Origin of the sequence: Paraburkholderia sp. A3BS-1L (assembly GCF_051125215.1) — a bacterium.
In the GTDB taxonomy this organism is placed as follows: Bacteria; Pseudomonadota; Gammaproteobacteria; order Burkholderiales; family Burkholderiaceae; genus Paraburkholderia.
Window position 1 is genome coordinate 1,072,071 of record NZ_CP120443.1, and the last position, 14,354, is coordinate 1,086,424.

General features: G+C 61.1%; 13 protein-coding genes and 2 pseudogenes. 11 read left to right on the forward strand and 4 right to left on the reverse strand.

What is annotated here, in order from left to right:
* The first annotated feature begins 32 nt into the window (after positions 1 to 32).
* Positions 33 to 956, forward strand: coding sequence for a Ku protein (locus P5W99_RS20040; RefSeq protein ID WP_421027095.1), 924 nt, complete (start codon positions 33 to 35; stop codon positions 954 to 956).
* A 29-nt stretch (positions 957 to 985) separates the two neighbouring features.
* Complete coding sequence (locus P5W99_RS20045) at positions 986 to 1,801, forward strand: tetratricopeptide repeat protein (RefSeq protein ID WP_421026862.1); 816 nt, start codon at positions 986 to 988, stop codon at positions 1,799 to 1,801.
* A gap of 94 nt (positions 1,802 to 1,895) precedes the next feature.
* On the opposite strand, the gene P5W99_RS20050 is transcribed toward P5W99_RS20045, so the two are convergent.
* The 4 genes from P5W99_RS20050 to P5W99_RS20065 form a co-directional block, all read right to left on the reverse strand.
* Positions 1,896 to 2,237 (reverse strand): H-NS family nucleoid-associated regulatory protein, encoded by a 342-nt coding sequence (locus P5W99_RS20050; protein ID WP_421026863.1) that lies wholly within the window; start codon positions 2,235 to 2,237, stop codon positions 1,896 to 1,898.
* Between the two features lie 106 nt (positions 2,238 to 2,343).
* The gene (locus P5W99_RS20055; RefSeq protein ID WP_434664421.1) at positions 2,344 to 2,562 is read right to left on the reverse strand and encodes a hypothetical protein; all 219 of its coding nucleotides are present in this window, start codon (positions 2,560 to 2,562) and stop codon (positions 2,344 to 2,346) included.
* A gap of 135 nt (positions 2,563 to 2,697) precedes the next feature.
* Complete coding sequence (locus tag P5W99_RS20060; protein WP_421026865.1) at positions 2,698 to 2,949, reverse strand: hypothetical protein; 252 nt, start codon at positions 2,947 to 2,949, stop codon at positions 2,698 to 2,700.
* Positions 2,950 to 2,985: 36 nt separating this feature from the next.
* Positions 2,986 to 3,291 (reverse strand): hypothetical protein, encoded by a 306-nt coding sequence (locus tag P5W99_RS20065; protein WP_421026866.1) that lies wholly within the window; start codon positions 3,289 to 3,291, stop codon positions 2,986 to 2,988.
* 323 nt (positions 3,292 to 3,614) lie between these two features.
* On the opposite strand from P5W99_RS20065, the gene P5W99_RS20070 reads away from it, so the two are divergent.
* The 9 genes and pseudogenes from P5W99_RS20070 to P5W99_RS20110 all read left to right on the forward strand — a co-directional run bounded on the left by P5W99_RS20070 (position 3,615) and on the right by P5W99_RS20110 (position 14,273).
* Positions 3,615 to 5,354, forward strand: coding sequence for a LuxR C-terminal-related transcriptional regulator (locus tag P5W99_RS20070; protein WP_434664422.1), 1,740 nt, complete (start codon positions 3,615 to 3,617; stop codon positions 5,352 to 5,354).
* 414 nt (positions 5,355 to 5,768) lie between these two features.
* Positions 5,769 to 5,873, forward strand: a pseudogene (locus tag P5W99_RS20075) (ESPR domain-containing protein); the annotation flags it as partial.
* A gap of 519 nt (positions 5,874 to 6,392) precedes the next feature.
* Positions 6,393 to 8,444 (forward strand): annotated as a pseudogene (locus P5W99_RS20080) (YadA family autotransporter adhesin); the annotation flags it as partial.
* 127 nt (positions 8,445 to 8,571) lie between these two features.
* On the forward strand, positions 8,572 to 8,871 hold the full coding sequence (locus P5W99_RS20085) for a hypothetical protein (RefSeq protein WP_421026868.1): 300 nt from the start codon (positions 8,572 to 8,574) through the stop codon (positions 8,869 to 8,871).
* Between the two features lie 76 nt (positions 8,872 to 8,947).
* A complete protein-coding gene (locus P5W99_RS20090; RefSeq protein ID WP_421026869.1) occupies positions 8,948 to 9,247 on the forward strand; it encodes a hypothetical protein in 300 nt (99 codons plus the stop codon).
* 108 nt (positions 9,248 to 9,355) lie between these two features.
* Positions 9,356 to 9,520, forward strand: a complete 165-nt coding sequence (locus P5W99_RS20095) for a hypothetical protein (RefSeq protein WP_421042694.1) — start codon at positions 9,356 to 9,358, stop codon at positions 9,518 to 9,520.
* 1,099 nt (positions 9,521 to 10,619) lie between these two features.
* The gene (locus P5W99_RS20100) at positions 10,620 to 11,762 is read left to right on the forward strand and encodes a porin (RefSeq protein ID WP_421026870.1); all 1,143 of its coding nucleotides are present in this window, start codon (positions 10,620 to 10,622) and stop codon (positions 11,760 to 11,762) included.
* Between the two features lie 295 nt (positions 11,763 to 12,057).
* Entirely contained in the window at positions 12,058 to 13,371 is a 1,314-nt protein-coding gene (locus P5W99_RS20105; RefSeq protein WP_434664446.1) for a spinster family MFS transporter, read from the forward strand.
* Positions 13,372 to 13,556: 185 nt separating this feature from the next.
* The gene (locus tag P5W99_RS20110; protein ID WP_421026871.1) at positions 13,557 to 14,273 is read left to right on the forward strand and encodes a GntR family transcriptional regulator; all 717 of its coding nucleotides are present in this window, start codon (positions 13,557 to 13,559) and stop codon (positions 14,271 to 14,273) included.
* The last annotated feature ends 81 nt before the right edge of the window (positions 14,274 to 14,354 follow it).

Here is a 14,354-nt window from a genome sequence, read left to right on the forward strand (position 1 = left end):
TGCTGAACGCGCCTATCCGCGAGGAGAAGTCCATGCCAGCCCGCTCAATCGCTTCCTTGTCGCTCTCTTTCGGGCTTGTTTCGATACCGGTGAAGCTCTACACCGCGACTGAGAGTTCGTCCGACGTCAGGTTTCACATGCTCGCGCCCGACGGCTCGCGTGTGAAGCAGCAGTACGTTTCCGAGAAAACGGGGGAGGTCGTCGAGCGCTCGGCCATGAACAAGGGCTACGAATTCGACAAGGACAGATTCGTGGTTTTCACCAGCGATGAGTTGAAGGCGCTGGAGGATGGCGCCAGTCACGTCGTCGAGATACTCGCTTTCATTCCAGAGAAGGCGGTCAACCCCGTTTTCTACGACAAGGCGTATTACATCGCGCCCGACAAAAGAGGCGGCAAACCGTATAGTTTGCTGCAGCAGGCGCTCGCTCAAAGCGGCCGCTGTGCGTTGGCTAAATGGGCGTTCAAAGGCAAGACGCGGATCGTGCAGGTGCGCCCCGAAGAAGACGGGCTCGTCTTCCAGCAGTTGCTTTATGCGGATGAGGTTCGCTCACTGAGTGACCTGCACGTCGAACGCATCCAGGTGTCCGATGCCGAGCTGAAGCTCGCATTGCAGATTATCGAGCAGGGCGCTGAAGACAACTACGACCCGGCAGCCTACGAGGACGAAGAGAAGAAGCGCATCCTTGCCGCCATTGACGAAAAAATCGAGGGCAAGCAGGTCGTCACTCAGGAGGCCGTGGAATCCACGCGTGGCGGTGGGCAGGTCATTGACCTGATGGACGCCTTGCGCGCCAGTCTCAAGGGTGATGCAAAAACGAAAGCCGCTCCGGCATCGAGGCGCAAGAGCCCTGAACCCGTTGCTGAGATTCCTGTAGCGCCCAAAACGCGCAAGCCGGCGGCGCGCGCGAGCAAAGCTCCTGACGAAGCACCCGCAAAGGTCCGGGCACGCAAGTGACACCACAAGTCACAGCGCGCGAGATTTCGATGCGCGAGCTGCAAGCGATGCTCGGGGTCTCCCGCAGCGTGGTTTCCGGTCTGGTTGCGGCCGGATTCGTGAACCCATCGCGCGGGCCGAGGAACGCATATCGATTCACGTTCCAGGACGTCGTCCTGTTGCGCACCGCCTTGCAGTTGCGCGCCGCGCGCATACCGCCGCGCAAAATCATCATGGCCCTTTCACGGCTGAGAGAAGCATTGCCAGATGAGTTGCCATTGACGGGAATTCGAGTATCTGCGGTCGGCAACGATGTGGTCGTGAGGACGGGCCCCTCACAGTGGGATGCGATTACAGGGCAGCAATTGCTCGACTTCGAAGTAGCTGAAATCAAGGGCGATGTCGTGTTCCTTGATACTGCACCTGTGCAAAAGAACCTGGTGCACCAGGCAGAGGAATGGTACGACCTCGGCGAGCAGCTAAGAACAACCGACGTGCATGGTGCGGAACGCGCGTATAGAAAGGCGATAGAGCTTTCGCCGCAACCCTATTATGCCGCCTACGTTGACCTGGGCGCGCTTCTGTGTGAATTTGAGGGACGTTGCCAGGATGCGCTTCATGTATTCGAGGCAGCGCTATCCCACTTCCCCGAAGACGCTGTCCTGCATTTCAACCGCGCCGTTGCATTTGAAGAAGTGGGCAGACTCGAGGATGCCGAGCGAAGTTACGAGAAGTGTCTTGAATTCGATCCGTCTTATGCGGACGCACACCACAACCTGGCTATGTTGCTCGAGACGCGTGGCGACAGGCAGGGCCTGATACGGCATCTGAGTGCGTATCGCAGACTGACTGAATCACAGAGTTAGCGGCACGAGAATGAAGCGTGCAGTCGAAGGGCGCCGTGAACCGCTCGAAAATGCCAGCGTCGAGCGATGCCGCCCGGCGAGAGAAAATGGTCGGTCAGGCGGCTCTGAGGGGTTCTGCTTTTATTGTCGCTAGTCTGGTGCCAGCAAATGGGTCATCACGCCAATCCACATGGGGGCGTTTGCCTGAGTCCGGTTCCGGCGACCTGTTGATAGCAAAATGCTCGAGCGACTGCCCGGCGCTGGTCGCTTGCACAACCCATTGAGGTGCTGAGCCTTTGCCGTCCCATGTGTGGCCAAATGCATCGCGGTATCGCGCAGCTCGCTGCCGCTCCTGGTCTGCCGCAATGGAAGCGGCAACGTCGTCCGCTTTGATCCCAAATTCTGCCATCCGTCGCCGCAGGTAGGCGACAATGCTTTCACGTTTTCTTTCGTCCATCCAGATATGCTCCGCTCGGCATGCATACCGTAAGAAGATAAATGCAAGCCGGATGCAGTCAGAATAACACATCGTCTTCCTGCGCCTTAGCCATGGGTAACCCTCATTACAGATGGGCGTCGACCCACGCGCGGGCCCAGGCAAGGCCAACCTCCTGGGCTTCCTGCTCTGTATCGAACAAGCCGAGTACGCCTGACGCTTCAATCAGCTTGTTGTCCCGGGTGATGGTGCCGCTTGCGGCATACCGTTCCGGCTCCAGGAGTTCTTCCTGTTGCGCGATGGCGTGCCCCCACAACAGGCAACCCTTGTACTTCTCTTGTTCCATTGCAGAACGACCGCCTCACATGTTGCTCAGATGAGTTCATTCTATGCGAAGAGTTAATTTACACCGGGTCCCACGGTGACGCGCCGGATGATTCATGCAGGGTGGGCGAGGGCGGAAAAAGGGCGCGGCCAGTTATCACGTGGCCAGCTTCTGCTCACGGATTGCCTGACGTTGGGCTGCACGTTCCTCCGCGTTTTTCCTGGCGACGTGATGCCCGACAATGCAGCCACCGACGGCTCCAACGACCGCATGGTGGCCCGCGTAGTGACCGGCTACACCGCCGACGACTGCGCCCTTCAGGCAGCCGGCGGCTTTGGCGGTACCGGCAAGCGCCAGTCCCAAGGCGGCAGCCGCAACGAACGTACTAACCTGGTGATTCAGTTTCATGATTGACACCTGCGTGGCATGACATGTTGAGTCGATTTAATAGCCCCAGCGGACACGTTCGTGCCACTCGCGCCCGCGCCATTCGTGCTCGCGGCGTTCGTGTTCCCGCCATTCATGTTCCCGCCACTCGCGTGCGCGCCAGCCATCATCGTCGCGATACGCTATCGCAACCGGAGCGGGTGCATAAGCAACAGGCGGAGGCGCAACATATACCGGTTGAGCTGGAGCGTAGGCTATGCCGGGAACGCCAAGCCCCAATGCGACATCCACGTGCGCGCTTGCCGCCGTCGACGCCGCCAATGCGGCCGCGCCCAATACCATCCCGAGAATCGCCTTGTTCATTTCCGCTACTCCTGCTCAGTTGCGTGCCCTGTTGGTGAGCACGGTTCGGAGTGTAGGTGGCGGACCTGGACACAGGTGAAACGGCGATGCGAGATTCGTAACAGCGAGTTATCGGTTTTGCCCTTCAAAGCGACAAGAATCGATTGTCCTCGTTGCGTACAGAACTGCTTGACGTACTCAGGCGACCGAGGCCTTTCCTGGCCAGTGCGATTCGCCATTTCGAGGGTTCCGCTAAGATCTTTTCCGATGGTTTTCAGTGCGCCCGACCTGTACGCGGGCGCTCACGCTCCCCCGGTACGCGCAGGGTCCACGGAGGAAGGAAAATGGCAAGAATCATCGTCGCGAGTGGTCGGCCGGTCGAACTCAACGCGCTTGCTGACATCGTTCGGGCGACAGGTCACGAAGTCGTCGGAGAAGCCGATACCGCGCGCGAAGCACTCTCGCTCCAGCGGTACCTGAACCCTGCTCTGATCGTCGTTTCCGCCGATTTGCCCATGTTCAACGCGCCCGATTTCGTGCGTCGCCTGGAAGCGTCCGGCCCGAGAGCGAGGACGCTGCTCTACGGCGACGAGGAAGCACAGCTGTTGGTTCGGGGGGCCTTTGACGCCGGCGTTGACGGCTTTGTCGGTCGCCACGAGAACGTTGAGGAACTGCGCCGGGCTGTGGCCGCGATTCTGAGCGGTCATCGATATTTTCCGCGCCGCGACGGCCTGGCTGGTACGAGACGCAAACCGAACGATGCGGCTGACCCTCTTGCCGTGCTAACGGAGCGCGAGAAGACAGTCATGGCCTACCTCGCACGCGGCATGAGCAATGGAGAGATTGCCAACGAGCTTGCGCTGAGCCACAAGACGGTGAGCGCGCATCGCAGCCGCCTGATCGCAAAGCTTGGCGTGCGTTCTATAATCGATCTGGCTCAAATCGCTCAACGTTTTGGCCTGGTGGGCGAAAATGCGGCCGCTGCCGTAGGCGGCCCGCAACTCCATGGCGTTTCCGAACGGGATGACGCTGTCCTGCAAAATCTGCTGGATGGCACGCCGCTCCCGCTTCATGTTCGCGATACCGAAGGGCGGCTTGTGGCGTGTAACAAGACGTTCCTGGACTTGCATCACACCACGTTCGAAGCTGCGGCGGGAACACGTTTTGGAGACCTGTCGAGTTTCGACGAGTCGACCGCCCGGGAGATGGATGAGCGTTATCAAACCTATGTCGCAGCGGGTAAGCCCATGGCGGCCGACCGGCGGTGGGGGCGCAATGGCCAGCAAACATCGATGCATGTCTGGATGACCCCGTATCGAAACGAACGCGGTGAACTGCTGGGCATGATATGCGGATCGATCGACCTGACGGGACGGGAAGAGCTTGCAAGTCTCCTCGCGCTGGAACGGGATGGCGCCGAGGCGGTCGCCGAAGGGGCCACACGCATGCTCGAAGCGCTATGTGAAGAACTCGGCACGATCGGCGCGCTGCTGAGAACGCTGCATAAGGTGATTTTCGTGGAAGGTGGCGTTGGGAATTCGGCGCTCGAGCAACAAACGGCGTTTGCCGCTGGGCGGCTGGAACGCCTCGTTCCGTCCATCACCGACCTGCTTGCGCTCGAACACGGCGCGCATAGGCTCGTATTCGGCAAGATCTCGCCACAGACCGTCGTGCGCGACGTCGTGGATGCCTTGCAGCCTGGCGCGCGTGCTCGCGGCTGCACCCTGACACTCAACGCTTACGCGGATGCCGATGTACCCGTCATGCTCGACGGCGAGCGGTTTTTCAAGGCCCGTTATCTGCTTCTCGGGCGTCAGATCGTCACGTGTATGGGCGGTGCCGTGAGGGTAGACCTCGACGTGCGGAACTGGACGTCCAGTACCTACCGCATGACGCTTGAAATCACACAGTCACCGGTCGCTGCAGCCCCTCAACATGATGAGCCGATTCGCGAGGCCGGCAGCCATCTTGCCTGGCTCCTTTGCCGCAGGTTTGTCGAGCTCATGCGCGGCTCGCTGACAACGACAGAATTCAAACAGGGCACTTCGAGCGTCACGATGCGTTTTCTCGTATCCGCTGCATGAGGAAGCAGACGCGTCCTCCCGTTCTCCGGCGAAATAGCGAACGGGGCCGCTAGCGAAGGCGCACCGGCGTCAACCGCCCATCGCCGCTCACCACGAAAGCCCTTTGAGCCGGTTCATGCACCCGCGCCCGCGCGTCGCGCAGTTCACGCTTAAGCATTATCCCGGCGCCATCACAGCGTTTGCCCAATATAAGTCCGACTTGCCAGGTGCGATCCTTTTCGCAAGCAACCGATACGGACCATTCACTCAGTGAGCGTGACGTTCGGTTGCATCGACGGACGTCCCGTGTGAACTGGCTATTGCCGCATTGACGAGCAGCTCTCCTCACCAACGACGCGTTCCGTCATCAACGTGGCATTGAACCGGAAGAGCCGAAGTTCGTTGCCACTGGCAACTTTCATCGGAGCAAGCGTCGTGAACAAGATCTATCGACTGGTATGGAACAGGAAGCGCAATGCTTATGGGGTAGCGAGCGAGTCTTCGCGCGCAATGGGAAAAGGCAGCGGCAAGCACAGTGACGTGGTGGACACGATTCGCCGTGTATCGATCAGCGGCGCAATCGCCTCGATGCTGCTAATCGCTTCACCGTTTCTTGCACAGACCGCATTTGCGGGTACTGGAATCTTCATCAATGATGGCAGCGACAACGGCTGCACGCTAATTACGGACGAAGCCTATTCGTTGCCGAATGATGCTTCGATCACCGGGACAGGTAGCGGCCGCACAGTAAGCTTCGGCGCAAATAGCAGACTTCTCAACATAACCTCGAATTCAGCCTGCCTTTCGCGCGACAAAGCTTCACAAACTAACCGTGTACTTTTTTACAGCGACCCCAAAGGCGGGCAGGATGCTTCGAGTACGTCCCTCTCGCTGGGCGGCGAACTTTTCGTCAATGGTGGAAACCTGGGTCTCGGCGGCGGCCAGACGGGCACCCCGACTGGCAGCATGCGGATCGGCAGTGCGGCCACCTTGAGCGGCACGTCCGGCACGCGGTCGCTGGCCATTGGCGGCGGCGACAGCGACAGCACAGCGACTGTCGCATCCAGCACGGATTCGATAGCGGTGGGTACCGGTGCAAGCGCGAGCGCGACATCGGCGATGGCGCTCGGCGCAGGTGCAGTTGCGAGCAACGACCAGAGCGTGGCGCTAGGTTCGGGTTCGACTACGGCTGCTGCCGCCGCAACGCCAGGCGCAACCATCGCAGGCAATGCGTACACCTTCGCCGGCAGCAATCCCCAGAGCACGGTGAGTGTAGGCGGAGCGGGCAACGAACGCACGGTCACGAACGTTGCAGCAGGGCGCTTGAGCGAGACCAGCACCGACGCCGTGAACGGTTCGCAGCTCTATGTGACCAATCAGGCACTCGATTTACTCAACGATGCGGTCTCGAAGCCACTCGTGTTCGCCGGAAATGCTGGCGCGCCGGCGTCGCGCAAGCTCGGCGAAACCATGAGCATCGCCGGCACCGCGACGACCGCGGGCGCGTATTCAGGCGGCAATCTGAAAACCGTGACCGACGGGAACGGCGATATGCAGCTGCAGATGGCCGATTCGCCGAAGTTCGGCGATATCACAATCAACAGGAACGGCAGCGGCAGGATCTCCGGCGTTGCGGACGGCACGAACAGCGATGACGCCGTGAACAAGTCTCAGCTCGATGCTGTGAGCGACGTGGCGAACGCGGGCTGGAACATTAGCGCAAGTCACGGTTCGCCCGACAAGATTGGTCCGAACGAAACACTCAATGTGGTCGACGGAAGCAACACGACCGCTAGCTATGACCCAGACACGAAGAGCCTGAAGATCGACGTGTCCGCCAATCCGGATTTCGACTCCGTGACGACTGGGGATACGGTCATCGATAGCAATGGCGTCACCATCAGCGGCGGCCCGAGCATCACGAAGCGTGGCATCGACGCCGCCAGCAGGAAGATCACGAACGTGGCTGAGGGCGACGTGAGCGAGACCAGCACCGATGCGGTGAACGGCTCCCAGCTCTACGCGATCAACGGCACGATCAACAACATCAACAACGGTGGCGGCATCAAGTATTTCCATGCGAACTCATCGCAAGCGGATTCGCAGGCAATCGGTGTGAATTCCGTTGCCGCGGGCGGCGCGGCAATCGCGAGCGGCTCGGGTGCAGTGGCGTTGGGCTCGGACTCGGCGGCGAGTGCGAGCAACTCGGTTGCGCTTGGCACGGGTTCGGTCGCGGACCGCGAGAACACGGTATCGGTCGGTGCCGCAGGCAGCGAGCGGCAGATCACCAATGTCGCGGCCGGCACAGCCGATACGGACGCGGTGAACGTTTCGCAGCTGAAGAGCGCAGGCCTCGTCAACGGCGACGGCACGACGAAGACCGCCGTGACTTACGACACGAATCCCGATGGTTCGACGGACTACAGCAACGTGACGCTGGGCGGTGGAACGGGCGGTACCCAGATCCACAATGTGGCGGCCGGCAGCGAGGGCACGGATGCGGTGAACGTCGACCAGCTGAACAACGCACTTGGCGTGATCAACAATTCGTTGGCCGGCGCAACGAATCCCCTGTTCGTGGGCGATGGTGACCGGCAGACCGAAGCGGCAAGCGCAACGGGCACGCATTCCACGGCAATGGGCGCCAATGCGGCAGCGAACGCCGACAACTCGGTCGCGCTCGGGGCGAACTCGGTGGCGGACCGTTCGAACACGGTATCGGTCGGCAGCGCCGGGGGCGAGCGGCAGGTGGCCAATGTCGCTGCCGGCACGGAAGGTACCGATGCCGTGAACGTGAACCAGTTGAAGGCATCCTCTGCCCAGTCCCAGCGGTACACGGACCAGCAGGTCGGCGGACTGCGCACGGCGATCAACGACGTTGGACGTAACGCCTATTCAGGAGTTGCGGCGGCCACTGCGCTTTCCATGATCCCCGATGTCGATCTCGGCAAGATGATCGCGGTAGGTGTTGGCGCTGCAACCTATAGGGGCTACCAGGCAACGGCGCTAGGAGCGACTGCACGCGTCACGCAGAACATCAAGTTGCGGGTTGGCGCCGGGTTGAGTTCCGGAGGTACGACGGTGGGCATTGGCGCCTCGTATCAGTGGTAGGAAAACATACGTGGCCATGTGGCGCAGTTTGCACAGCGATGCCGGACTGCGCACAGCCAGGCCGTTAAAGAACACCAGGGATGCTACGCGCTTTGTCGTGGCATCGGAAAATTCTAGCGAGAGAATCATGAACATCCGAATCCTGCTCGTCGCCGCGTGCGTGGCTTTGGCCGCGGGTTGCTCGACAGCGTCGGGCCCGACACACAATACCGACATCCTCAAATCGCAGAACGGCACGCAGTTGTTTCGTGTGCAGTGCCATGGACTATTCGAAAGCAGCAAGACGTGTGTAAAGCAGGCTGAGAAAGTCTGCGGCGACAAGGCCGTGCACGAACTGGCGTCGATCCAGCCGGCCACCGGGGATTCGAAGCCCGAAGCAGACCGGCGCGAAATTACATTCACTTGCGAGACCCCTGCAGCGAACTAACGCGCGTGTTGGCCGGCCCACGCCGGGCTGACCCTTCGCCAGCGCTGAATCCAGTCCATTTATCAAGGAGTTCGAAATGAAAATTTCCACCATTGCCGCCGCATTGCTGCTTGGCGTGTCCGTTGCCGTATCGGCTTGCGCACAGGATGCGCTTGCCACAGCGACTCAGCAGGTCGTCGCCCAGTCTCCCGCTATTCCGATTCGCAGTCAGGTCGTCGCCGTGGATCACGCATCGAACACGATGACTGTTCGCGGACCGATGGGCAACCTGGTGCAGATGCCACTCCTGGCTTCGGCAAAGGCGGGTACAGCAGCCGTGACCCCGGGCGCCATGATCGACGTTCATTACAAGGACGCTGTGGCGGTCGACGTGTAAAAGCTCGACGAACCTGTCAACGGTATTCGTAAGCGTGTCGACACCGGCGTCTTCCTGCTTCAGGCATCGGGCTATGAGGTCGCCCATCAGATCGAGGCTGAGGCGACGGTGCAGGCGGTCAACCTCAAGGACCGGACGCTGCGGATTCGCGGCGCTTACCAACCGGTGACGGTTGAAGTCGCGAAGGACGTGGATCTTGGGCATGTGCGCCCCGGCGACACGGTGCGTCTGGTCTTCGTTTCGACTTACGCGGTCAGCCAGGCTAGGGGTTGACGCTTTATCCCGCCGATGACCTGCTCCCTCACGGCGGGATTCCGGCGGTCCGTGTAAAGCCGGGTCGCCGGATCTGTTTGACGCACAGACCATCACGCACGTATCAGGTTCACATCCAGCGCGTAATGCAGACATTCGAAAACGCGCATCACAGCAGGCTTCTCATCAACCGCGACAGAGCCGCATGAAGTAGTGCCAGATAAGCGACTCGGTCCACGCACCATGTTAGTTGCGCGAACAACGAATTGCTGTTAGCCGTGGCTTGCAACCTCGATCCTCGCGCCTTGCGGCCGTTAGCGCCTTGGCCCGCGGGCGCTCGCCCGCTCCGACTTGTCCCTGGCTCTAGCCGATGCATTGATCAGACAAGTTCTCCTGGTGAAAACGAGTATGCCTTCGACGCGAGATAGTCTTGCGCCTCGAAAATTTATGCTTCAGAATCCGTAAAAAAATCCCACAAACGATCTGTGGCATACAAAAAGCGAATCGTAAGATACCTGGAACCCGCCTCGGAGACACCACAAATGAAAGAGCTGACAGCGCAGAATCTCGCAGCCCGGTTCGTCGACCGGGTCGTCATTGCCGTCGCGGATCAAGCAACGAAGGTCAATCTGAAGCTCTATTGGCTACTCGGCCTTTACCGTCACGCGGATTTTCATCGCCGCGGTCACGCTGAACATGCTGGACAGTCGGACCTTCGCCGTGGTGCACGGCATCGTCGCGCCGGATATGCGAGCCACGGAATTCACCCGCGTGTTACCGCTCGTGAGTTTCGAGGACCGGGGCTTTGCTGGCCGCAGAAAGGCAGGATTCCAGATCGATCGACCTGCCTCGCGCTTCGGGACGGAGGGACAGTTCAAGTTGGTTTGCGCGGCACTCGCGCCGCTGGGAGCGTTCACAGCGGCGTGCCATGACGCCCCGGCATACGGAATTCGCTACGCGTTGCTGGCTGTAGGCGTGGTGCGGTGTGGCCGGCCGCGCATGACTTCCGTGCCTCGCGTCACCGCGCTTGCAGCAAGTCGTTCGTAGCTGTCGGCAGCCGAAGGAAATAGACCGGCAATAAAAGCGGGCGCCAAAGCCCGCAATACACGGAGATCGTCAAGTGAAGAAGAAGGTATTGGCGGGCGCGATAGCGGCCGCAGTGGCGGGAGGCGCGCACGCGCAGAGCAGTGTGACGCTATACGGGATCGTCAGCGATGGCCTCACCTATGTGAACAACGCGGGTGGCCATTCGTTCGTGAAGCTCGATGACGGCATCAACCAGGCGTCACGCTGGGGCCTGCACGGGGTTGAGGATCTCGGCGGTGGTCTGAAGACGATCTTCACCCTGGAGAACGGCTTTTCGCTGAACACGGGTACCGCGAGCCACGGCGGCGCGCTGTTCGGGCGACGCGCTTTCGTGGGGCTGCAGAGTTCGACGTTCGGCACGCTGATCGCCGGCTACGACTACGATTTCATCTACGACTACGCCTCTTACTACACCAACGTCGCCCAGTTTGCGCCGTCCTACGCGTTCCACGGTGCGTACGACATCGACCGTCTCGCGGGCGAGCCGGTGAGCAACATGGTGCGCTACGAAACGCCGACCTGGCACGGCGTCACCGCGGGCGTGATGTACGGCTTCAGTAACATTCCTGGCGCCTTCGGCGGTACGCCGACGGGCAACCCGCGCGTGATCAGCGCTGGCGTGAAGTACAGCCCGACCGGCAACTTCAACGCGCCTTACTCGGGGGCGCTCACCTTCACGAAGACGCAGGGTGGCAACGCGGCGCGCGGCGTGGGCACGATGGCGCAGGTCGCGCTCGACGCGCAATCGATCTATACGATCGCGGCGGGCGGCATGTATAGCCTGACCAATGCGTGGTCGATCAATGGCGTGTACACCTACACGAATGCTTCGCAAAGCCCGCGCGGCGTGGTGACCGTAGGCGCCTACGAACTGGGGACGACCTACAGGTTCGGGCCGGCGCTTACGGTGGGCGGTGGCTTCACCTACGTGGACCAGCACAAGCTCGGCAAGTACGACCTCTACACGGCAGGCGTGGACTATCGACTCTCGAAGCGCACCGACGTGTACGTGTTTGGCGTCTTGCAGCACGCGTTCGCGGGGCAGAAGCACGCGGACAACTTCCTCGTGTCGACCCCCTACTCCGTGCCGGGCCCTGGCGGCGCGCTGTTTGGCAACAACGCTTCCACCACGGCCAACCAGCTGGCTGTGCAGGTCGGCATCCGCCACCTCTTCTAACGTTTCGCGGCGCGCCGGTGCGCGCGGGCCGGTGCATGCGAGCACGCGTGGCCAGGTGGGAACCTTGACGCGTGCGCCTCTGCTTGGTTATTGCGTGGCTGGGATTTATGCATGAAAATCGACCTATAATTCCACATAGGTTTCCGTGGTATACAAATAGCTCAGCGACAACCGTCAAGCTGGCAGGGCCAGCGGGATTGCCGGAGCTTATGGAGACATCTAGATGAGAGAACTTACTGCCCAGGAAGTGAGTGCGAGGTCGGGCAGCGGCTGGTATCGCAGCTGGTTTTTGCTGGTGCTGGTGCTGATCTATGCGTCGAGCTTCGTTGATCGCATCATCGTGGCGGTCGTTGGGCAGGCCGTGAAGACCGAGATGAGCCTCAGCGATCTCCAGGTCGGCCTGCTCGGCGGCCTGGCTTTCTCCATTTTTTATTCGGTGCTCGGCCTGCCAATCGCGCGTCTGGCTGACAAATTCAACCGCGTCGTACTGATCTCGATCTCGATCATCGCCTGGTCGGCGATGACTGCGCTCTGCGGCACGGCAGGCGCCTTCTGGCAGCTGATGTTGTACCGCCTCGGCGTGGGGATCGGCGAAGCGGGCAGCACACCGACCTCGCATTCGCTGATCGCGGACCAGTTTGGACCGCGCCGCCGGGCAAGCGCGCTCGCGATCTATGCGCTGGGCCCGCCCATTGGCGTGCTGGCCGGCGCGCTTGGCGGCGGCTGGATGGTGCAGCATCTCGGCTGGCGTCCGGTGTTCTATGTGGTGGGGCTGCCGGGTCTCGTGCTGGGTCTGCTGGCGTGGCTCACGCTGCGCGAGCCCAAGCGCGGCGGCGCTGATGGTGTTGCTGCCGATACGAGTACCAGTGCTCCACCGATGGGTCAGGTGTTCAAGCTGCTGATCTCCAGCCGCGCCTTCGTGCAGATGCTGCTCGGTACGGTGATCGGTGCATTTGCGCAGTACGGCATCAACCTGTTCATCCCGATGTATTTCATCCGCGCCTACGACATGAGCTTTGCTCAGGCCGGCCTGATTTTCGGTCTGGTGCTCGGCGTGGGCGGGATCATCGGCAATACTCTCGGCGGCGTGTCCGCGGACTGGGCCAGCGCCAAGGACCGCCGCTGGTATGCGCGGATCCCGGCGATCGGCACCGCGCTGGGTTTCCCGGCGCTGGCGCTGGCGTTTATCTCGAACCAGTGGCAGGTGAGCGTCGCTCTGCTATTCGTCGGTACGATCGCGCTCAACCTGTGGAACGGTCCGACCTTTGCCGTGGTGCAAAGCATTGTCGAGCCGCGCATGCGCGCTACCGCGTCGGCAATTGTCTTCCTGCTGATGAACCTGATTGGACAGGGCCTGGGTACGCCGGTGGTCGGTTTCCTGAGCGACCGTATTGCTTCGCACCTGTTCACGCAGGGCAATTTCCATGAGGTGTGCACTGTGCCGAAGGGGGTGCATGGTGCCGCGGCCACGTTGCAGGGTCCGCTCGCGATGGCCTGTCACGACGCCTCGGCTAATGGTGTGCGCTATGCCATGCTGGCGGTGACCGTGGTGCTGCTCTGGTCGGCCGTGCATTACTTCTGCGCGCAGCGTCATCTGAAGAACAGCTAAGCTTTCTCGGCGAGCATTGCCCGACGGCGTCGTGTCCAGGCACGACGCCGTTTTGCATGTTCGATCGGATGGCACTCAACATCTGGTATACCAATGGAGTATCATAGGAGTGCACGCTCGCGTGCGCATTATCTCGTTCAACTTCTCATGTTTGTGATTCTCATTCGATGAATCAGGTCCCGAAATTGAGCCGATCGGCCGAAATCAAGGCGCTTCTCGAAGCGGAAATCGAGCGCGGTGAACTGGTCCCGGGCGCGACGCTTGACGAGCGGGCGCTGGCGGCGCGCTTCAATGTGTCGCGCACGCCGATCCGCGAGGCGCTGCAGCAGCTCGCTGCCCAGCAGTACGTGCAGATCGTGCCGCGGCAGGGTGTATTCGTGAACAAAATGTCGGTGCCGCAGCTGCGTGACGTGCTCGAGCTGCTCAGCGAGCTGGAGATCGTGTCGGCGCGCCTGGCAGCGCGGCGCATGAATGACGCGCAGCGAGCAGCACTGCAAAAGGCCGTTGACCAGGGCGTGGCCGCATTGCAGGAAAATGATGCGCGAGGTTTCGCGCGCGCCAACTCGGCATTCCACGAAGTCATCTGCAATGCTTGCCATAACGATTACCTGGCCGATCAGATTCGCTCGATCCGCCGGTTGATTTCACGTTACAGGCCCAAGCCGTTTCTGGCGCCAAGCCGGCGCGAGAAGGCAATTGCCGATCACCAGAAGCTGGCGCAAGCGTTGCTGTCGGGCGACGAAGCCGCCGCCGGGGCGGCCATGGCTGAACATTCCCCGGGCGGCGATTCGGGCTTCTCGGAGTTCCTCGCCACGCTGCCGCCCGAATACTTCGCAGGCGCGCCCGCTTCGGGCCGCGATGACGCGGTTTCATCGACGGAACCTGTCTTCGAAGACGAGTGAGCGGCAGGCCCCAGGACGACAAAGCCCCCGCAAACGGGGAGGGCTTTAGCAGATGGGTGACGCCGGCTGCCCGGCGCACCC